This window comes from uncultured Methylibium sp., from assembly GCF_902826655.1.
In the GTDB taxonomy this organism is placed as follows: domain Bacteria; phylum Pseudomonadota; class Gammaproteobacteria; order Burkholderiales; family Burkholderiaceae_C; genus Methylibium.
Genome location: NZ_CADEFR010000006.1, coordinates 51829 through 72255, shown reverse-complemented (window position 1 = coordinate 72255; position 20427 = coordinate 51829). Strand labels below are relative to the sequence as shown.

Genomic DNA, 20427 nt, shown 5'->3' with positions numbered 1-20427 from the left:
ATATGTACAAAACTACAGTAGTATCGCCGCTGGTGAGTCTATAGACTGGGCCAACTCAGAGAGTCATTCCGCTTATCCGGCTTTGGTCAGCCGATGAGCGACGTGGTTTAGCCGCCAGAAGGAGCTGACATGGCCACTTCCCCGATCCGGAGCGGGGCGAGCATCTCTGCTCGCAATCGCACTCCCTCGCTCGACTTGACGACGCTCGTCGAGTTGCTGGCGAACGCAATACCTCCGGGCGGCGAGGCCGGCCTCGCGTCCATCCCGCTGGTGACGCTCGACGCGCAGACGCTTCGCGTCAACACCCGTGCGGTCATGCAGCGATTCATGCATGCGCCCGGATTCGAGAAGAGTTTTCAGCCCGGGGACGAGACCGGGTTTGTCCGCGACCTCGTCATGCCGCCACCTGGCACGTCGGCGAAGGTGGGTGGGCGCCTGACACCTGGTACCGAAACAAAGCTGTCCGAGCGCTTGGACAAGTTGCAGGCGGCCGTCAGAACAGAAATTGATGGCGCGCTCGGGACCACCTCGGTGTCGGAACTAACGGCGGAGTCGCTCGACTCCGCGCTTCGCGAGATGGCTGCTGCGACGGGGGTCCAGGTTCCGAACCTGCCTGCGTCGGCTTCGATGGTCCAGGTGCAATTCGCGCCGCCTGCGCGCAAGCTCGTCGAGCGCGAGCGCGATCTCGCAAGGGTGCTCACCGCGATGGAAACCATCGACGGCGAGGACTGGCTCGAGCCCATGCTGCGAGGTATCACGCGAGAACTCCAGCAGAAGCACGGACTGGACCTCGACGAGGTGCAGGCGATCAGCGAAACCATCAGGAAGCAACGGGAGCGCCCAGGCAGCCAGGTGGCGTCGTTCCTCGACTTCCTGGAGGACGAAGCACTCGCACGGGTACGCATGCAGGTCAGCATGCGGCTGATGGAAGCCGTTGCGGCACAGAGCAGCAAGCCCGGCCTGAAGGTTTATGTGGAGCGGGTGCGCAGGGCCTTCGACCTCTTCGCCGGCGCCGAGGGACAGTCGATGCTGTTGGACGTGTCGCGCACCTTCGGCGTTCACAACAACGTCGATCTCGCCGACGAGCTGCGCAAGGCGATGTTCTATGGCTGCCTGCCCGTGTGGGCGGAGTGGTCGGTCCAGCTTTTCGAGCGCCGCACCGACCCGGCGTTGAAGAAGGCGACCGTGCGCGAGGTTTCATATCGGTTTCGCGTGAACGGCCAAAATCCGATGTCGGGGAAGAGGTCGTTCGACACGCGGCTCGAGTCGCTCTACGACGACCTTGTGAACGATCCAGACCCGGCACGGCGGCTCGGCCACAAGTTTGCGCAGCTCGTGTTCCTCAACTTGGTCGTGCCCGACTCGATGGGCGCGCCGAGCGAGGTCGACGTGCTTGCCGCGGCCGCGACCGCAGCCGAACAGCTCAAGGACGATCCGCTCGGGGCGGCGAAGCAGTTGCATGCGGCGTTGAGCAAGCGCGCCGGAGTGATGGAGGACTTGGCAGACGAACTCGTCGCCGTCCTTCGCGACAAGTCCACTTCACTCGTCGATGCTGCGAACAGGCGGGTTCACAAGTTCATGGTCTTCGTGCTGCGCAGCGTCGTGCGGTGGGAGGTGCTGTCGACCCTCAGCTCGCCGACGACCGAATGGCTGGCGACCTCGCCCGGCGGCGGCTCCGACCGAATCGCATGGTTCAAGCATCTGCAGGTCGACGAGAGACTAAATCTGCCGGCGAGCCTGGCGTCGCTTTCGGTCGAGACCGAGTTGCAGGAGCGCTCGCTGGCTCCAGGTGGTGGAACATCGGAAGTGCACATGGAACGCGACCTGACGTCGCGGACGCTTCCAGTGCGCATGGTGCCGTTCTTCTGGACCAAGTCCGAGGGCACATGGCTGCCGGATATTCCCAACGAGCGGGTGTTCGATGCCGGCGCAGGCATTGACATCGAGTACGAGGTTCGCAATCTTCGTTTGTCCATCGTTGAACCCAGCAAGAAGGCCAGGTCCGAGCAACTGCGTTCGGCGACCCTAGTGGCGTTTTCGTTGCTCGTCTACACGGTGCTGTGGGACATCGTCCAACGGCTGAAGAAGACCGACGAAGGCGTCGAAGGCGCTGGTGGCGGGGAGCGGTTGGCGATGACCATCGTTCGACTGCAGCATGCGGGGCGACGCAAGATCCGCGAGGACGACGCGCACGACGGCAACACCGCGGTCTACGCGGTCAGCCAGGCCATCGAGCGCGCGATGTGCCGCGAGCTGCCGGTCAAGCTGCAGGGCATTGCGACTCGGGCCGAAAGGAGGCGCCCGAGCGACGACGATTTCGCCAAGACCGGTTCGCTGGCGGCACTGCTCGGTGGGCAGCCCATGCGCTTTCGGATGGAAGGGACACTCGACAAGGTCGCAGTCTTGACCTACGTCACCAAGCCCAGCGACGCCCATCCCCTCTTCAGTGACGCGCAGGGCCAGCTGTTCATCTCGCGCACTTACTTGGCCGAGCGCGCCGCTGCGGGCGCCACCTTGCGCGTCGACCGGATGCTCTCGCGCCTTGTGGAGAGCACCAACGACTTCAAGACGCCTCACACCATCTTGGAGGAGGTGGCGCGACTGGAGCGTGAGGGCTACACGCACATCGCGTTGCTCTCTCATCACTACGGTAACCGGCACATCGGGCGTGCGGCCGAGCGGCATGCACCTCATGCGACGAGCGAGTTTCTGGATGGTGCCGCGAAGCGGTTCCCTGGCGTGCACCTGTATCCGCTGCGCCGCGATGTGTTTCCGGCGACCCGGTTGCGCCGTCGTACGTCGATGGAAAGCGGGTTCGAGGTGACGACCTTCGACGACCACCGCAAGATGTACGCCGACGGCGCCTCAGACATGCTTCGCAGCCTGCTGCCCGTGTATACCTTCGCGACTCTCTCGGTGGTCGGCGAGGAGCTTCACCCACAGTCGGGGTTCTGCACCTATTTCTTTGACCTCGAGTCCCGGGTTGAGCACACCGAGCTCAACGAGTCCGTTCGGCGCAACATGCTCGGGTTCGAGAGCGGCAAGGGCCCCAAGGACAGCATCACGAGCGTACTGCGCGCAGTGCACTTCCTGGAGAGCGAGAAGCCCGCCAACAAGACGCAGCTGCTGCCGGTTCTCGACCCGTTCGAGTGGGCGATGCCACAAAGCTCTGCCGCGTCGGGCGAAGTCGAAATCATGAGCAGTCGGCGGCAAGGCAGCGTCTATCTCTCGCTGTCGTCCGTGCTCGCCCACGCGACGCGGGTCTTCCACAAGGAACGCGCGTGAGCGGCGTGGCCGCCGACGGCCCGTCGTTTCGGGATCAGTCCGTTCTCTGGGGGCAAGCCTACGAAGTCCTGGTCAAGCGCGGCGTGCTTGCCGCGCTGATGGAGGCAGGGCTGCTGCATAAAGACCGGCCTGGCGTGAAGCCGTGGCTCGACACTCGCCTCCTCGACGTGCAGACGGCGCTGGTGCGGGGCCTGGGCATCATCGACGAGAACGCCGTGCGCCTGGTCGACGCCGCGCTCGACCACATGGCTTTGACGGCGTATGGCTTGGGCTACACGGCAACCCGGGAGTACCTCAGGCCTCTGCAGCGCCCCATCACCACGGAGCGGCTGAAGCTGCGCGCGCTGTGGTGTCCTCTTGCGCTGCCTGGACAGGGCGCCGACACGGCGGCTGAGGCCAGAGCGCGCGCGTTTCACGCAGAGTTCGCGCTCGAGGGGATCGTCGATGTCGCCCTGGCCGACAAGGGCCGGCCGGCCAACTCCGACTTCACGCTCTGGTTGTCTGGATCGCACAAGGAGGACTACCTCCTGGTTCAGGAGTACTCCTTCGACATGCCATCTGGACTCGGGGATTTCCGGGAACAGCAGGCACACCTCGACGAGCTGACGCGCCATCGACGCCTCCTGGATGCCCGCAGCGTCTTTGCCGCGGTCTCCGCGGAAGTCAGCGGGGAGAGCTTCGAGCTGGCGCAGGACATCGCCGTCCATCTCACGGCCCTCACGTCGGGCAACAAGCCGCTCTTCAAACTGTGCCAAGCGAGCGGCTATGCCCAGAGCACGGTCGACTGGCTGCGGCGCGACGGAGCGATGAAGAAGCCCTGCATGGCGCGCGCCCTGGCCATCACGCCGAACGGGCTCGAGAGCTTGGCGGCCCTATTCACCGCAAGCGACACCGAGGAGCCGCGCCGCCTGTTGATGACGCAGCTCGGCGAAGCGTATCGCGCCGCCATCAAGGTCCGGGATGACGATGACGCAGAGCTAACCAACCGCGTCAAGGCGGTGTTCCGCGGCATGCTCAACAAGCTGCCAAAGGCGTTGAAGGATGGCATGAAGTCGCTCGAGCACATGCCGGAGCCGGGGCAGGACTACAACTTCGAATTCGAGGAGACGATTCCGGAGTTCACGAACCCGACGACACGACTGCCCGTTGAGCGCGCGATCCAGATGGTGGACGACACCGATGAACTCAAGGAGTACCTGGGTGCACCGGCGCCGCAGGCCATCGGCCAAGTGCTTCGTGAGTTCGCCGGAAACGAGCCCGATCTGACGCTGCGCGATGTGCATGCGGCAGCGATCGTCGCAGGCTTGCGCCGCAGCGCCCGCGGGCGCCTGAACGTGCTCGCACTCGAGGGAAACCCCGGCATCGGCAAGACGACGGCGGTGCGCCGCCACCTCGAACAGAAGTCCAGTGGCTACCTGTTCCTCTACGTCAGTCCGCGCGTCGTGATCAACCGCGACGTCACCGAGAGTCTGGCCAGGAGAAACGGCCAGCCATCCGGCATCCTGACCGTGACGTCCAACGCGAGGCTGATCGCATCGGCGCCGCGTTGGCACGCTGAGCAGGTGAAGCAGGGGCTGGACGAGCCCCGGCGGATCGATGGGGCGGTCGTCGTCGACGGCGTCCCGGATCTCCAGCGGCCGCGCGGGAGCATCCTGGCCATCGACCCCTCGCAGGAAGCCGAGATTGAGCGCATCCACGCCGGATCTCGGATGGCCAAGATGGCCCTGTCGGAGAACGAGGACCTGGTGGAGGAACGCTCGCTGGTCGGCGTGTTGTCCGGCATGGCGCGGATGACCAAGGAGCTGGTGGCTCTCAACCCACGAGTAAACCGCGTGGTGCTCACCGCGGCGCTCCAGGGCTACCGCAGCAAAGGTGGAGATGCGACCACCATGCAGTCGCTGTCGCGGCTCTTCGCGAACAAGGCCAACACGCTCGCCGGCGTTGCCGAGCGCCGGCAGTTCGCGGATCGATTGCCTGAAATCGTCGTGATGGTCGATGAGCTCGCGGGCGACGGTGCGGGCGCCCCGTTCGTGCACGGGGTGGCAAGGTGGCTGCATGAGGAGTTCATCGACTGCTTCGAGGATGCCGGGGAGAGCTCCCCGTTCACCGTCACGCTGGTGATTTCGGACGCGTCGCTCGGCAACGAGGTCGTGCTTGATCGCTACCTGAACGCAGCGGGCCCGGGCGAGCGTGCGCCCGACAAGATTCTCGTGTCGCGCTCAGCTGGCAAGGCGCCGTTCCGGGTCGCAGCGACCGAAGTTCGCATCGGCGGCAGGCCGTTTGGCGTGCTCCACGTAATGACCAACAGCTTCCCGGCAAGTAGCCTCGGAATCCGCTACCGGGTGCGGATGACCCGGGTCAGGCCGGAGGAGAATCCCGACGGCACGATGCAATCGGCGCGGCAGGCGGTGCGCAAGCTGGCCGGCGAAGCGCTACAGGCGTCGGCGCTGGCCGAGATCGTGCGTGCGCTGGAGCAGGGATCCAAGCAGGTCATCTACTTCGCACAGGACAAGCTCTTCCTGAGCGACCTCCAGAAGGCGCTGGCCAAGCGAGAGGACGCCGGCTTGGATTCGACGAACGTCGAGGTCCTGGACTCATCCGTTCCAGGGTCCAAGCGCAAGCGCCTTATCAGCCCGCAGGTGCGAGACAGCATGCGGGTGTTCCTCATGACATCGTCGGGTGCGCGTGGCGTCTCATTTCCGAAGACCGACGCCATCATCGCCGCGGTGCCCCGCTTCAGCGTCGAGGCGTCGCTGATGGAGATTGCCCAACTCATCTATCGCGGCCGCGGACGGTACAAGGACGAGCAGGGTGCCGAGGTCGACGGCGACAACGTCGCGCGCAGGCTCGTGATGCTCGTCGACGACTTCATCGTCGAGGACGATGAGGACGATGGCGCGTTGGACCAACGTCAGTGGCTGCGCCAATCGCTGGATCTGATGACCTTGCTGGTGATGCTCCGGGCAACCATTCACACGCGCATCACCGGCGACGCCTCGCTGAAGCAATCGTTGGCGCTCGTGCCAGTCGGTGGCGTCGGCTTGGAGGAACTGGTCAGCGTCATGTCGCAGAGCGTCGTCAACTTCGTCAACGAAGCCGAGGTGTTCTGCCGGCGTGGGCGCGAAGACGAGCTGTCCGGACTCGTGAAGAACGCCCAGTCCAACGTCGTCGAGCTGTTCTCCCAGTGCAAGCTGCGCGCGGTCGCCCAGAAGGACAAGGACTGCCGGACCATGGTGCGACAGGAGGATATGGTCGCCCTCATCGACCAGGTTTGCACGAGCATGGGCCCGCTGCTCGTGACGGCCGCCGAGGGTACGACGCTGCCCGATCACGTCTTCTTCTCGGGGCCCTCAATCCTCGAGAACTGGGACCCGTTCGACAAGCATGAGGCCTTCACGTTCGAAGGGCACCGGACTCAGATCGAGCGCGTCAGCAAGGCGCTCATCAACCAGCTCTACGCAATCGACCGCAACGAGCGTTTCCCGTCCTCGCTGCGCGAGCCGGCGATGAACCTGTTCCGCTTTCTGCAGCGTGAGAACCAGGAGGCTGCGAACGAATTCAGCACGCTGAAGGCGCTGAAGTCATCCAACACCTGGGTCTGTCTGCCGGCAGGCTATCTCCAATTCCTTCGTACCAGCGAAACGCGACAAGGGGTGCCGTTCCAGGTGCGCGAGCCGGATATCTGGCTCGGCGCGATGAGCAAGACGCTACAGGCCAGCAATGCGGTCATGCCGCCGATACCGCGGTACGAGTCGTTCCCGTGGGCGGCGGCGGTTGGTGAGCCAAACCCGTTGAAGCTCCATACGGTGTTCGACGATCGGTACTTCATGGCATCCAACGAGCTGAATCTGCTCAACACGCTGCTGCTGTGCCAGCAGGAAGCGCCGCAGCTGGTGTAAGCCAGTGGGCGTTGACGCAACGTCGCGTACGAGGCCCGGCCTCCACGCTTTCCATGTTGCGGCCGGCACGCGGGGCGATCAAAATCTGCCGGTCATGCCTTCGCGACCGGTGCTGCGAACAGGTTCGCCGCCACAGCCGCTCAAAGGTCGGCAGTACTTTCGTCACCGCTTTGGTTCGCCGCAGGTCGGCACGAGTCGTTTCCAAAAAATCGCGCTAAGTCGTTGTCACGCAAGGCAAGTCGACATCCTTGACATGGTGGGGGTCGTTGGTTCGAGTCCAATCGCGCCTACCAACACCGCAAAGCCCGACATGTCGATCGACGTGTCGGGCTTCTTGCTTTCAGCTCGCCGTCGCCCCTGCGACGCCGGGGAAAACCCCTTCGAGCCGTTTCCGACGCCCCTCCTAGAATGGTTTTTGCATTGGAGAGCAAGGCATGACGCAAGCGAAAGCGCGAGCTCAACGCGGCAATTCGGCCGACGGCGGCACCGAGGCGCAGGCCGGCGCCGAAGCCTTGCGCGTGCTGAAGAAGTACCCGAACCGGCGTCTCTACGACACCCAGACCAGCGGCTACATCACGCTGGCCGACGTGCGCCAGATGGTGCTGGACAACGAGCGCTTCGTCGTGCGCGACGCCAAGACCGGCGAGGACCTGACGCGCAGCATCCTGCTGCAGATCATCCTCGAGGCCGAGACCGGCGGCATGCCGATGTTCACGACCCCGGTGCTCGCCCACATCATCCGCTTCTACGGCCACACGATGCAGGGCGTGATGGGCAGCTACCTCGAGAAGAACATCCAGGCCTTCACCGAGCTGCAGACCCGCTTCGCCGAGCAGTCCGGCCTGTCCGCCGGGCAGGGCTTCAGCCCCGAGCTGTGGACGCAGTTCATGAACGTGCAGGCGCCGATGATGCAGGGCCTGATGTCGAACTACCTCGACCAGTCGAAGAACCTGTTCGTGCAGATGCAGGAGCAGATGCACAAGCAGACCGAGACGCTGTTCCCGGCCGGCTTCGGGCTCGGCGGCAAGAAGTAGCCGTCGGGCGTCGCCGTCGCCTGCGGGCGGATCGGCGAAAATCCGCTGATGACTCAAGACAGCGCGCTCGCCGCAGGCGCGGCCCCCCGGATCGGTTTCGTCTCGCTCGGCTGCCCCAAGGCCCTGACCGATTCCGAACTGATCCTCACCCAGCTCAGCGCCGAGGGCTACGCCACCAGCAAGTCCTTCGCCGGCGCCGACCTGGTGATCGTCAACACCTGCGGCTTCATCGATGATGCGGTGAAGGAGAGCCTCGACACCATCGGCGAGGCCCTGGCCGAGAACGGCAGGGTCATCGTCACCGGCTGCCTCGGCGCCAAGGCCGGGGAGGGCGGCGGCAACCTGGTGCGGCAGATGCACCCGAGCGTGCTCGCCGTCACCGGCCCGCACGCGACGCAGGAGGTGATGGACGCCGTGCACCTGCACGTGCCCAAGCCGCACGATCCCTTCGTCGACCTGGTGCCGGCCTACGGTGTGAAGCTCACACCCAGGCACTACGCCTACCTGAAGATCAGCGAAGGCTGCAACCACCGCTGCAGCTTCTGCATCATCCCCAGCATGCGCGGCGACCTCGTGTCGCGGCCGATCGGCGACGTGCTGAACGAGGCGCGCGCGCTGTTCGAGTCGGGCGTGAAGGAGCTGCTGGTCATCAGCCAGGACACCTCGGCCTACGGGGTCGACGTCAAGTACCGCACCGGCTTCTGGGACGGCCGGCCGGTGAAGACGCGCATGACCGAGCTGGTCGACAAGCTCGGCGAGCTGGCCGAGCCGCACGGCGCCTGGGTGCGCCTGCACTATGTCTATCCCTATCCGCACGTCGACGAGATCCTGCCGCTGATGGCGGGCGGCCGGGTGCTGCCCTACCTGGACGTGCCGTTCCAGCACAGCCACCCCGACGTGCTCAGGCGCATGAAGCGCCCGGCCAGCGGCGAGCGCAACCTCGAGCGGCTCGCCAAGTGGCGCGAGGCCTGCCCGCAGATCGTCGTGCGCTCGACCTTCATCGCCGGCTTCCCGGGCGAGACCGAGGCCGAGTTCGAGCACCTGCTGGACTTCATGCGCGAGGCGCGCATCGACCGCGCCGGCTGCTTCGCGTATTCGCCGGTCGAGGGCGCGACGGCCAACGCGCTGCCGGGCGCACTGCCGGCCGATGTGCGCGAGGAGCGCCGCGCGCGCTTCATGGCGGTGGCCGAAGAGGTTTCCGCGGCCAAGCTGCTGGAGCGTGTCGGTGCCGACATGCAGGTGCTGGTCGATCACGCACCGGCGCTGGGCAAGAAGGGCGGCCGCGGCCGCAGCTATGCCGACGCGCCGGAGATCGACGGCGTGGTCCAGCTGCTGCCGCCGCTGAAGGCCAGCAAGACGCTGAAGGTCGGCGAGTTCACGCGCGCACGCATCGTCGGCACCCAGGGGCACGACCTGGTCGGGCAGCCGCTATGAGTGGCCCGGACGATCGCGACGAGGACCGGCTCACCACCGGCCTGATCCACCACCCCTACGAGCCGCCGGCCGGGTTCGGCGCGGTGGCGCCGGGCGTCTTCAAGGCCTCGACCGTCATCTTCAAGGACGTCGCGGCGCTGCGGGCGCGCAACTGGCGCGAGAAGACCGGCTACACCTACGGCCTGCATGGCACGCCGACCACCTTCACGCTCGAGGAGCGCATCGCGACGCTCGAGGGCGGCGTGCAGACGCTGCTGGTGCCCAGCGGCCTGGCCGGCATCGCGCTGGTGAACCTGTCGCTGCTGAAGTCGGGCGACGAGGTGCTGCTGCCGTCGAACGCCTACTGGCCCAGCGCCGAGCTGGCCCGCCAGGAGCTGGCGCGCTGGGGCATCGCGCACCGTGTCTACGACCCGATGGATGTCGCGGCCTTCGCGGCCCAGATCGGCCCGCGGACGCGCCTCGCGTGGGTCGAGGCCGCGGGCTCCATCACGATGGAGTTTCCGGACCTGGCCGGCCTGGTGGGCGCCTGCCGCGCGCGCGGCGTCACCGTCGCGCTGGACAACACCTGGGGCGCCGGCATCGCGTTCGCGCCCTTCGAGCAGGGCGTCGACATCTCGATGCAGGCGCTGACCAAGTACCCCTCGGGCGGCGCGGATCTGCTGATGGGCTCGGTGACGACGCGCGACGAGGCGCTGCACCAGCAGCTGAAGGCGACGCACATGCGGCTCGGCGTCGGCGTCGGCGCCAACGACGTCGAGTTCGTGCTGCGCTCGCTGCCGACGCTGGCGCTGCGCTACGCGGCCCAGGATGCCGCGGGCCGCCACCTCGCGGCCTGGTGGCAGGGCCGGCGCGAGGTCGTGCAGGTCTTCCATCCGGCGCTGGAGGCTTCGCCCGGGCACGCGCACTGGGCGGACTGCTGCAGCGCCGCCGCGGGCCTGTTCTCGGTCGAGTTCGATCCGCGCTACGGTCAGGCGCAGGTCGATGCCTTCGTCGACGCGCTGCGTCGTTTCCGGATCGGTCATTCCTGGGCAGGTCCGGTCAGCCTGGCAGCGCCCTACGACCTGGCGACGCTGCGTGGCCAGGCCGGTCGCGGCAAGCTGGTTCGCTTCTCGCTCGGCTTCGAGAACGTCGACGACCTGATCGCCGACTGCGAACAGGCGCTGGGCGCGCTGTGACGGCCGTGCGCTCGTTCCCGGCATCGGGGGCCGGGCGGCTGCCGATGATCGACCTGCTGAAGGCCGTCGCCGCCCAGCTCATCGTGCTGCACCACCTGGCCTTCTACGGGCCGATGTCGGACGTGGTGGCGACCGCGGCGCCGCAGCTGATCGAGTGGCTGTCGCGGCAGGGACGGCTCGCCGTCCAGGTCTTTCTCGTCGTCGGCGGCTTCCTGGCCGCGCGCCAGCTGGCGCCCGATGGCCGGCTGGCGCTGCGGGGCTCGCCCTGGGCAGCCTTGCGCGACCGCTACCTGCGGCTGGTGTTGCCGTACGCGGCGATGCTGGTCTTCGTGCTGGCCTGTGCGGCGCTGGCGCGGCGCTGGCTCGACCATCCCTCGGTGCCTGCCGCGGCCGACGGCTGGGACCTGCTGGCCCACCTGCTGCTGCTGCAGGACCTGCTGGATGTCGACGCGCTGTCGGCCGGCGTCTGGTACGTCGCGATCGACTTCCAGCTGTTCGTCATGCTGCTCGGCCTGCTCTGGATCGCCGCGCGCGCGGAGCCGCGCTTCGGCCCGGCGCGATCACCGGCCGTCGTGGCGACGGCGGCGCTGGTGCTGGCCTCGCTGCTGCACTTCAACCGGGATGCCGGCTGGGACGAGGCGGCGCCGTACTTCTTCGGTGCCTACGGCGCCGGCGCGCTGGCCGCCTGGTGGACCGCCGCGCCCGGCCGGCTGCTGTCGCCGCGGCTGGCGGCGGTCTTGCTGCTGGGGAGCACCCTCGCGCTGGTGATCGACTACCGGCCGCGGATCGCGCTGGCAGCGGCGGTTGCGCTGGCCATCGCGCTCGTCGCCCCGCGCATGCGGGTGCTGCAGGGCAGGGCCTGGGCGGTCATCAGCGCGCTCAGCCGCATCAGCTACTCGCTGTTCCTCGTGCACTTCGGCGTCTGCCTGGTGGTCAACGCGGTGTTCGTGCGCTTCCTGCCGGCCACGGTGCCGGTGCAGGGACTCGGGCTGCTGGTGGCCTGGGCGGCCAGCCTCGCGGCGGCGGCCTTGTTCCATCGCTGGATCGAGGCGCCGGCGCTCGCGTGGGTGGCGGCGCGACCCGGTCGCGCCGCTTCAGCTCTTGGGGCCTGAGGAGACCTTGGTCCGCATCAGGCGGCCCTTCTCGCGCTCCCAGTCGCGCTTCTTTTCGGTCTCGCGCTTGTCGTGCGTGTCCTTGCCCTTGGCCAGGGCGATGTCGGCCTTCACCCGGCCGCCCTTGTAGTGCAGGTTGAGCGGCACGAGGGTGTAGCCCTTCTGCTCGACCTTGCCGATCAGGCGCCGGATCTCGTCGCCCTTCATCAGCAGCTTCTTGGTGCGATCGGCCTGCGGATGCACGTGCGTGGACGCCTCGCGCAGCGGGTTGATGCGGCAGCCGATCAGGAACAGCTCGCCGCCCTTGATGACGACGTAGCCGTCGGTCAGCTGCACCTGGCCGGCGCGGATGGCCTTCACTTCCCAGCCCTCGAGCACCATCCCGGCCTCGTACTGCTCCTCGAGCGTGTAGTTGAAGCGGGCCTTCTTGTTCTCTGCGATTGCCATCCGGGGTCTCAATAGAATTCCGTCGATTCTATGAAGCACGTCAAGAAGTCGGTCCTGCTGTGGTACTCGGCACGCGAGATGTACGGGCTCGTGACCGACATCCCGGCCTATCCGGAGTTCCTGCCCTGGTGCGACCGGGCCGAGGTGCTGGATGCCGGCCCCGCCGGCATGACGGCCCGCCTGCACCTGGCCTACCACGGGGTTCGGCATGCCTTCACGACGCGCAACACGCATGTCGACGGCGAGTCGGTGACGGTGGCGCTGGTCGACGGCCCGTTCTCGCGGCTCGAGGGCCAGTGGCGCTTCGTCGCCGTCGGCACGCCGGCCGACGGTGAGGAGGCGCTGCGTGCGTCGCGCGTCGAGCTGGACCTGCGCTATGCCTTCAGCAGCGGTGCGCTGGAGGCCGTCGTGAGCCCGGTGTTCGACCGCATCGCCAACACGCTGGTCGACTCCTTCGTCCGACGGGCCGAGCAGGTGCATGGGCCACGCTGAGCCGATGGCCTTGCGCGTCGAGATCGCCTACAGCCCCGAGGCGCGCGTCGTCGACCGGGTCGAGCTGAGTCTGGCGGAACCCTGCACCGTCGGCGAGGCGCTCAGGCAGAGCGGCCTGCTGCAGCGCCATCCGGAGATCGACCTCGATCGGCCGCGCGTCGGCGTGTGGGGCCGGCCGCGACGGATCGACGAGATGCTGAGCGACGGCGATCGCGTCGAGGTCTACCGGGCGCTGCAGGTCGATCCGAAGGAAGCGCGCCGCCAGCGGCAGCGGCGTCAGTCAGGACGTGCGCCGAAGCGCGGGGCGGGGACGGCCGAACGCTGAGCCGCGCTCAGCGGCACTCGCTGGCGATGACCCGGCGACCCTGCTCGAGCTCGCGGGCTCGCGCGCCGTCGTCGAGGACTTCGCGTTCGCCCTTGTCGTTGACGCGCGAGAGCCGCTGGCCGCTTTCGATCGTGCGCATCGACGTGCGGGCCCGTTCGCAGTTCTCGGCCCGGGCCTGTGCCAGCTTGGCTTCGTCGGCCTTGCGCTGCGCTTCCTGCTGTTGTTCGGCCTGCTTGCGCTTGGCATCGAGCGCCGGGTCGACGGCGCTGGCCGCGGCGGCCGGGGCCGATGCGCCCGGGGCGCTGGCCGGCACGAGCTTCACCGGCGCAGCCACGATCGGGCTTTGCAGGACATCCTTGGCCGGCGTTCCGGCGGGCGGCGGCCGGTCGCTGTACTGAACCCGTCCCGCCGCATCGCGCCACTTCCATTGCGCGTGGGCCGGCAGGCACGCCAGGGCGATCAGGCCGACCATCAGGCCGGCGAACCAGCGGGACGCTGTGGAACTCATGCAGGCAGTTTAGCGGCGCACCCCTGCATTGCGGCATGCGTGCACACCACGCCCGCGGGGTGTGCACACGACGGCGCGGACGAAGCGTGGATTTATCACGCCCCACCGTCGCGGCAGCACCCCATCCGTATAATTTGCTTTTGCGAAGGAGCTCTTCCCATGCGCCTACTCGGCAAGGCACTCACCTTCGACGATGTGCTGCTGGTGCCGGCCTATTCCCAGGTCCTGCCGCGCGACACCAGCCTCGCCACCCGCCTGTCGCGCAACATCACCTTGAACCTGCCGCTGGTGTCCGCCGCGATGGACACCGTGACCGAGGCGCGCCTCGCGATCGCGCTGGCCCAGGAAGGCGGCATCGGCATCGTGCACAAGAACCTGCCGCCCAAGCAGCAGGCCGCCGAGGTCTCGCGCGTGAAGCGCTACGAGTCCGGCCTGCTGCGCGATCCGATCACCATCTCCTCCGGCGTGCGCGTGCGCGACGTGATCGACTTGTCGCGTCAGCACGGCATCTCGGGATTTCCGGTCGTCGACGACGGCAAGGTGGTCGGCATCGTCACCGGCCGCGACCTGCGTTTCGAGACGCGCCTGGAAGCGCCGGTGCGCGAGATCATGACGCCGCGCGAGCGCCTGGTCTTCGTCAACGAGGGCGCGACCCTGGAGCAGGCCAAGGCGCTGATGCACCAGCACAAGCTGGAGCGCGTCGTGGTGGTGAACGCCGCCAACGAACTGCGCGGCCTGTTCACGGTGAAGGACATCACCAAGCAGACCAACTTCCCCAGCGCGGCGCGTGACGCGCAGGGCAAGCTGCGCGTCGGCGCTGCGGTCGGCGTGGGCGAGGGCACCGAAGAGCGCGTCGAGCTGCTGGTCAAGGCCGGCGTCGATGCGATCGTGGTCGACACCGCGCACGGCCACAGCCAGGGGGTGATCGACCGGGTCCGCTGGGTCAAGAAGAACTTTCCGCAGATCGACGTCATCGGCGGCAACATCGCCACCGGCTCGGCGGCGCTGGCGCTGGTCGAGGCCGGAGCGGACGGCGTCAAGGTCGGCATCGGTCCGGGCTCGATCTGCACCACCCGCATCGTGGCCGGCGTCGGCGTGCCGCAGATCATGGCGATCGACAACGTGGCGACGGCGCTCAAGGGCTCGGGCGTGCCGCTGATCGCCGATGGCGGCATCCGCTACTCGGGCGACATCGCCAAGGCCCTGGCCGCCGGCGCGCACACCGTGATGATGGGCAGCATGTTCGCCGGCACCGAAGAGGCGCCGGGCGAGATCGTGCTGTTCCAGGGCCGCAGCTACAAGAGCTACCGCGGCATGGGCTCGATCGGGGCCATGCAGCAGGGCAGCGCCGACCGCTACTTCCAGGACAACTCGGGCGCCAATCCCAACGCCGACAAGCTCGTGCCCGAGGGCATCGAGGGCCGCGTGCCGTACAAGGGCTCGGTGATCGCGATCCTGTTCCAGATGGCCGGCGGACTGCGCGCCTCGATGGGCTACTGCGGCTGCGCCACCGTCGACCACCTGCACGACAAGGCCGAGTTCGTCGAGATCACCTCGGCCGGCATCCGCGAGAGTCACGTGCACGACGTGCAGATCACCAAGGAAGCGCCGAACTACCGTGCCGATTGATCCGGCCCCCCCGATCCCGAACCGCCCGCCCGCGTGGGCGGTTCGGCCTTTCTGAAGGACGTTCTTGAGGTCGCGCAACACTCCGGCGGCTCGCCAGGCGGCGATGCCCTTCATCATGGTCACGGTCTTCATCGACATGATGGCCATCGGGCTCATCGTGCCGGTGCTGCCGCCCCTGGTGGGGTCGTTCACGACCAGCCAGGCCGAGCAGGCCTACTGGTATGGCGTGGTGGCGTTCGCCTTCGGTCTGGCGAACTTCTTCGGCGCGCCGATCCTCGGGGCGCTGTCCGACCGCTACGGGCGCCGGCCGGTCCTGCTGCTCGGCTTCTGCGGGCTGGCGCTGAACTTCTTCGCCACGGCCCTGGCGACGGCGCTGTGGATGCTGATCGCCGTGCGACTGGTCGGCGGGGCCGTGCAGGCCAACGCGGCGGTGGCCAACGCCTACGTTGCCGACATCACGCCGCCCGAGGAGCGTGCGCGGCGCTTCGGTCTGCTGGGGGCGATGTTCGGCCTGGGCTTCATCGCCGGGCCGGTGGTCGGCGGGCTGCTGGGGGCGATCGACCTGCACCTGCCGTTCTTCGCGGCCGGCGCGCTGGCGATGGCGAACCTGCTCTACGGCTGGTTCGTGCTGCCCGAGTCGCTGCCGGCCGATCGTCGCCGCAGCTTCGACTGGCGGGCCGCGAACCCGCTGACCGCCCTGCGCGAACTGACCGAGCTGAAGGGCATCGGCATGCTGGTGGCGGTGCTGGCCTGCACGGGCCTGGCTCAGTTCACGATGTACACGACCTGGGTGCTGTACACCAGCTTCAAGTTCGGCTGGGGTCCGGCGGAGAACGGCTGGTCGATGTTCGCGGTCGGCGTGATGTCTGCGCTGGTGCAGGGCGTGCTGCTCGGCCGCCTGCTCAAGCGCTTCAGCGCGCAGCGGCTGGCGCTGCTGGGTCTGCTGTCGTCGACCTGTGCCTACCTCGCCTGGGGCCTGGCCGCCAACGGCTGGGTGATGATCGCGGTGGTGTTCGTCAACGTGCTGGGCTTCACCGTCACCGCGGCGCTGCAGAGCATCTTTTCGAGCGCGGCCGACGCCAGCACCCAGGGCCGCACGATGGGCTCGGTCAGCGCACTCAACAGCCTGATGGCGGTCGCCGCACCGGCCATCGGCGCACCGCTGCTGGGCCTGGTCTCGCACCTGCCGCAGGGCGACTGGCGCCTCGGCGCGCCGTTCTTCTTCTGCGCCCTGCTGCAGGGCGTGGCGCTGCTGCTGGCGTGGCGGCACTTCAGGCCGGATCGCCGTTCTCCCCTGCACGCCCCGACGGCCGCCGGCTCGGGCGGCCTGACTTCCTGAACGCCTGCCACCCATGCACGACAAGATCCTCATCCTCGACTTCGGCTCCCAGGTCACGCAGCTGATCGCACGGCGTGTGCGCGAGGCGCATGTCTACTGCGAGATCCATCCGAACGATGTCTCCGACGAATTCATCCGCGAACTCGCACGGAACGGACTGAAAGGCATCATCCTCAGCGGCAGCCACGCCAGCACCTACGAGGCCCAGGACCTGCGGGCACCGCAGGCCGTCTGGGACCTGGGCGTTCCCGTCCTCGGCATCTGCTACGGCATGTTCACGATGACGGTGCAGCAGGGCGGCGAGGTCGAGGCCAGCACGCACCGCGAGTTCGGCTACGCGGAGGTGCGGGCACACGGCCACACCGCGCTGCTCAAGGGCATCGAGGACTTCGCCACGGCCGACGGCCACGGCATGCTCAAGGTCTGGATGAGCCACGGCGACAAGGTCACGAAGCTGCCGCCGGGCTTCAAGTTGATGGCGTCCACGCCGTCGTGTCCGATCGCCGGCATGGCCGACGAGTCGCGCGGCTACTACGGCGTGCAGTTCCACCCCGAGGTCACGCACACGGTCCAGGGGCGGGCGCTGCTGGACCGCTTCGTGCTCGACATCGCGAAGGCCCGGCCCGACTGGGTGATGCGCGACTACATCGGCGAGGCGGTCGCGCGCATCCGCGAGCAGGTCGGCAACGAGGAGGTGATCCTCGGCCTGTCCGGCGGGGTCGACTCCAGCGTCGCGGCGGCGCTGATCCACCGTGCGATCGGCGACCAGCTGACCTGCGTCTTCGTCGACCACGGGCTGCTGCGCCTGAACGAGGGCGCGATGGTGATGGACATGTTCGCCGGCCCATCCTCCAATATTCACGCGAAGGTCGTGCACGTCGATGCGAGCGAACAGTTCCTGGGCCAGCTGAAGGGCGTGTCGGACCCCGAGGCCAAGCGCAAGATCATCGGACGCGAGTTCGTCGAGGTGTTCCAGCGCGAGGCGAAGAAGCTGACGAATGCCAGGTGGCTGGCCCAGGGCACGATCTATCCCGACGTGATCGAGTCCGGCGGCGCGAGCAAGAAGGCCACCACGATCAAGAGCCACCACAACGTCGGCGGCCTGCCCGAGACGCTGGGCCTGAAGCTGCTGGAGCCCTTGCGCGAGCTGTTCAAGGACGAGGTGCGCGAACTCGGCGTGGCGCTCGGCCTGCCGCCGGAGATGGTCTACCGCCATCCCTTCCCGGGGCCCGGACTGGGCGTGCGCATCCTCGGCGAGGTCAGGCGCGACTACGCCGATCTGCTGCGGCGAGCCGACGCGATCTTCATCGAGGAACTGCGCAACACCATCGACCCGGCCACCGGCAAGTCCTGGTACGAGCTGACCAGCCAGGCCTTCGCGGTCTTCCTGCCGGTCAAGAGCGTCGGCGTGATGGGCGATGGCCGCACCTACGACTACGTCGTCGCGCTGCGCGCCGTCCAGACCAGCGATTTCATGACCGCCGACTGGGCCGAACTGCCTTACGGTCTGCTGAAGCGGACGAGCGGTCGCATCATCAACGAGGTGCGCGGTATCAACCGCGTAACCTACGACGTATCGTCCAAGCCACCCGCCACCATCGAGTGGGAGTGAACGGAGTCAGCGATGCGTCTGGTCTTCGGAGTGCTGAGCCTGCTGCTGGTCGTCGCCATCGTCGCGACGGTGGCGCGAAGGCAGCTGTCATCGGTGGCGCCTTCGGTGGCGCCGTCAGCGGCGGCGCAAGCCGGCGTTCCCGCGGCCGGCGCGACCCCCGCCCAGCAGTCGCAGCAGTTGCAGCGCAAGGTCGCCGACGACGTCAACAAGCTGATGCAGCAGGCCCCGGCGCGCAGCGACGCGCCGGCGCAGTGAGGCCGGACCCGTGGATCCGCGCGACGAACAGGCCCGCCACGACGAAGCCGCCATGCGGCTGGCGCTCGACCAGGCGCACAACGCCTGGCTGGTCGGCGAGGTGCCGGTCGGCGCGGTGATCGTCCGGGAGTTCGAGGGCCAGCGCCAGGTCTTGGCGACCGGCTACAACCGACCGATCACGACCCACGACCCCACGGCGCATGCCGAGATCGTGGCGCTGCGCCACGCGGCCCAGCTGCTGGGCAACTACCGGCTGCCGGATTGCGAGCTGTACGTGACGCTCGAGCCCTGCGCGATGTGCGCGATGGCGCTGATGCATGCGCGCTTCAAGCGTGTCGTGTTCGCCGCGGTCGACCCGAAGACCGGCGCCGCCGGCTCGGTGGTCGACCTGTTCGCGAACCCGCAACTCAACCACCACACCGCCGTCCATGGCGGCGTGCTGGCCGAGCCCTGCGGCAGCCTGCTGCGGAACTTCTTCGCCGAGCGGCGCGAGCAGACGCGGCGCGCCCGCGAGGCTGCGGCAGCCGCAGCGGCCACGGAGCCCGACTACGACATCGTCGAGGTGATCGAGATGCAGGACACCACGCCCGGCGACCTGAGCGACGTCTGATGCACGCCCACGACCACCACCACGACGGCCCCGCGCTCAGCCTCACCATCCACTCGCCGTCCGGCATCCTGCTCCAGGGCGCGGCACTGACCCGGGCGCTGCGGCACCTGCGCCACCTCGGTTTCGATGCGCACCTCGACGAGTCGGCGCGCGCGCGGCAGCAGCGTTTCGCCGGCGACGACGAGACCCGGCTGGCCGCACTGCACCGGGTGGCCCGCGACGGACGCGACATCGCGCTGGCCTCGCGCGGCGGCTACGGCCTGACCCGCCTGCTCGATGCGATCGACTACCGCCTGATCGCGCGGTCGATCGATGCCGGCAAGCGCTGGGTCGGCCACAGCGACCAGACCGCCTTCCAGCTCGCCGTGCTGGCCCACACCGGCCGTGGCACCTGGGCCGGGCCGCTGGCGCACGACGACTTCAGTCGCACGCCGGAGCAGGGGGGTGTCGACGACGTGACCGAGGCCTGCTTCACCGAAGCGATGCACGGCGAACTCGAGGCCGTCGGCTTTCGCACCGAGACGGGGTTCGACGGACTCGAGGTCCGCGGTCCGCTGTGGGGCGGCAACCTGTGCATGCTGCTGTCGCTGCTGGGCACACCGCACTGGCCAGCCGTCAAGGGCGGCATCCTGTTCCTGGAAGACGTCAACGAGCATCCGTACCGCATCGAGCGCGGCCTGCTGCAACTGCATCAGGCCGGGGTGCTGGACGCGCAGAAGGCGGTCGTTCTCGGTGCGTTCACCGACTTCCGGCCGTCGCCGCTCGACCGCGGCTACACCCTGAAGAGCGCGATCGCCAGGGTGCGTGCCGCGACGCGCCGGCCCGTGCTGACGGGGTTGCCTTTCGGGCACGTGCCCACCAAGGTCTGCCTGCCGGTGGGTCGGCGCGGGACGCTGGCCGTGCAGGGGCGCGACGCGCTGATCGGCTGGGCCTGACCCGGGTGCGGCGGAGCGTCGCACGAGGCCGTCCCCCGATCACGGGGCATGCGCAAGCGCTTATGTAGCGCGCTACCAACGGTGCGCAGCCGGCCGGCTAGGCGACAGGCTCTAGAAACCCGCCGCCGGCCGTTACGAAGCGCCCGGAGCGAGGCCGACGATCGGGCTGCAACCCGCATGAATACTGGATTCGGCGGAACTGCTCCGGCCTCGTCCCGCGGACCCTCGGCCGCGTCCGTCATGACGATCGAGGAAACCCCGAGGCCGGGCTCATTGCCCCGAACGTGACAATTCGTTTACACAGTTGCGGGGTCATGTGCCGTCGGTTCACCAAAT

At 68.0% G+C, this 20427-nt stretch carries 16 protein-coding genes; 14 read left to right on the top strand and 2 right to left on the bottom strand.

Going from position 1 to position 20427, the window contains the following annotated elements:
- The first annotated feature begins 129 nt into the window (after positions 1-129).
- From QZV97_RS04740 to QZV97_RS04715, 6 genes are all read left to right on the top strand, one after another.
- Positions 130-3285, top strand: a complete 3156-nt coding sequence (locus tag QZV97_RS04740) for a hypothetical protein (protein WP_295639245.1) — start codon at positions 130-132, stop codon at positions 3283-3285.
- Positions 3282-7184: a hypothetical protein gene (locus tag QZV97_RS04735; protein ID WP_295639243.1), complete on the top strand. Its 3903-nt coding sequence runs from the start codon at positions 3282-3284 to the stop codon at positions 7182-7184. Before QZV97_RS04740 ends, QZV97_RS04735 begins: the two co-directional genes overlap by 4 nt.
- A 434-nt stretch (positions 7185-7618) precedes the next feature.
- A complete protein-coding gene (gene phaR, locus QZV97_RS04730; protein ID WP_295639240.1) occupies positions 7619-8218 on the top strand; it encodes a polyhydroxyalkanoate synthesis repressor PhaR in 600 nt (199 codons plus the stop codon).
- Positions 8219-8266: 48 nt separating this feature from the next.
- The gene (gene rimO / locus QZV97_RS04725) at positions 8267-9652 is read left to right on the top strand and encodes a 30S ribosomal protein S12 methylthiotransferase RimO (protein ID WP_295639236.1); all 1386 of its coding nucleotides are present in this window, start codon (positions 8267-8269) and stop codon (positions 9650-9652) included.
- Positions 9649-10827, top strand: a complete 1179-nt coding sequence (locus tag QZV97_RS04720; RefSeq protein ID WP_295639233.1) for a PLP-dependent transferase — start codon at positions 9649-9651, stop codon at positions 10825-10827. Before rimO ends, QZV97_RS04720 begins: the two co-directional genes overlap by 4 nt.
- A gap of 44 nt (positions 10828-10871) precedes the next feature.
- Complete coding sequence (locus tag QZV97_RS04715) at positions 10872-11939, top strand: acyltransferase (RefSeq protein ID WP_295639230.1); 1068 nt, start codon at positions 10872-10874, stop codon at positions 11937-11939.
- On the opposite strand, the gene smpB is transcribed toward QZV97_RS04715, so the two are convergent.
- Positions 11922-12386 carry an SsrA-binding protein SmpB gene (smpB, locus tag QZV97_RS04710; protein WP_295639227.1) on the bottom strand — a complete coding sequence of 155 codons (465 nt, stop codon included), beginning with the start codon at positions 12384-12386 and terminating at the stop codon, positions 11922-11924. The two genes, QZV97_RS04715 and smpB, sit on opposite strands and share 18 nt — an antisense overlap.
- Before the next feature lie 30 nt (positions 12387-12416).
- Between smpB and QZV97_RS04705 the strand changes: the two genes are divergently transcribed.
- On the top strand, positions 12417-12878 hold the full coding sequence (locus tag QZV97_RS04705; RefSeq protein WP_295639224.1) for a type II toxin-antitoxin system RatA family toxin: 462 nt from the start codon (positions 12417-12419) through the stop codon (positions 12876-12878).
- Between the two features lie 4 nt (positions 12879-12882).
- Positions 12883-13203, top strand: coding sequence for an RnfH family protein (locus QZV97_RS04700; RefSeq protein ID WP_295639221.1), 321 nt, complete (start codon positions 12883-12885; stop codon positions 13201-13203).
- Between the two features lie 7 nt (positions 13204-13210).
- Here the strand turns inward: QZV97_RS04700 and QZV97_RS04695 are convergent, their stop codons facing one another.
- Positions 13211-13711: a DUF4124 domain-containing protein gene (locus QZV97_RS04695; protein ID WP_295639218.1), complete on the bottom strand. Its 501-nt coding sequence runs from the start codon at positions 13709-13711 to the stop codon at positions 13211-13213.
- 159 nt (positions 13712-13870) lie between these two features.
- Here QZV97_RS04695 and guaB point away from each other — a divergent pair, with 159 nt between their 5' ends.
- The 6 genes from guaB (at position 13871) to QZV97_RS04665 (ending at position 20091) form a co-directional block, all read left to right on the top strand.
- On the top strand, positions 13871-15340 hold the full coding sequence (guaB, locus tag QZV97_RS04690; protein WP_295639215.1) for an IMP dehydrogenase: 1470 nt from the start codon (positions 13871-13873) through the stop codon (positions 15338-15340).
- A gap of 103 nt (positions 15341-15443) precedes the next feature.
- The gene (locus QZV97_RS04685; RefSeq protein ID WP_295639212.1) at positions 15444-16679 is read left to right on the top strand and encodes an MFS transporter; all 1236 of its coding nucleotides are present in this window, start codon (positions 15444-15446) and stop codon (positions 16677-16679) included.
- A gap of 13 nt (positions 16680-16692) precedes the next feature.
- Positions 16693-18291, top strand: a complete 1599-nt coding sequence (gene guaA / locus QZV97_RS04680) for a glutamine-hydrolyzing GMP synthase (RefSeq protein ID WP_295639209.1) — start codon at positions 16693-16695, stop codon at positions 18289-18291.
- A 12-nt stretch (positions 18292-18303) separates the two neighbouring features.
- On the top strand, positions 18304-18546 hold the full coding sequence (locus tag QZV97_RS04675; protein WP_295639206.1) for a hypothetical protein: 243 nt from the start codon (positions 18304-18306) through the stop codon (positions 18544-18546).
- A 10-nt stretch (positions 18547-18556) separates the two neighbouring features.
- Positions 18557-19156 carry a tRNA adenosine(34) deaminase TadA gene (tadA, locus tag QZV97_RS04670; RefSeq protein WP_295639204.1) on the top strand — a complete coding sequence of 200 codons (600 nt, stop codon included), beginning with the start codon at positions 18557-18559 and terminating at the stop codon, positions 19154-19156.
- Positions 19156-20091, top strand: a complete 936-nt coding sequence (locus tag QZV97_RS04665) for an LD-carboxypeptidase (protein ID WP_295639200.1) — start codon at positions 19156-19158, stop codon at positions 20089-20091. The genes tadA and QZV97_RS04665 overlap by 1 nt, the downstream gene beginning before the upstream one ends.
- Positions 20092-20427: the final 336 nt, after the last annotated feature.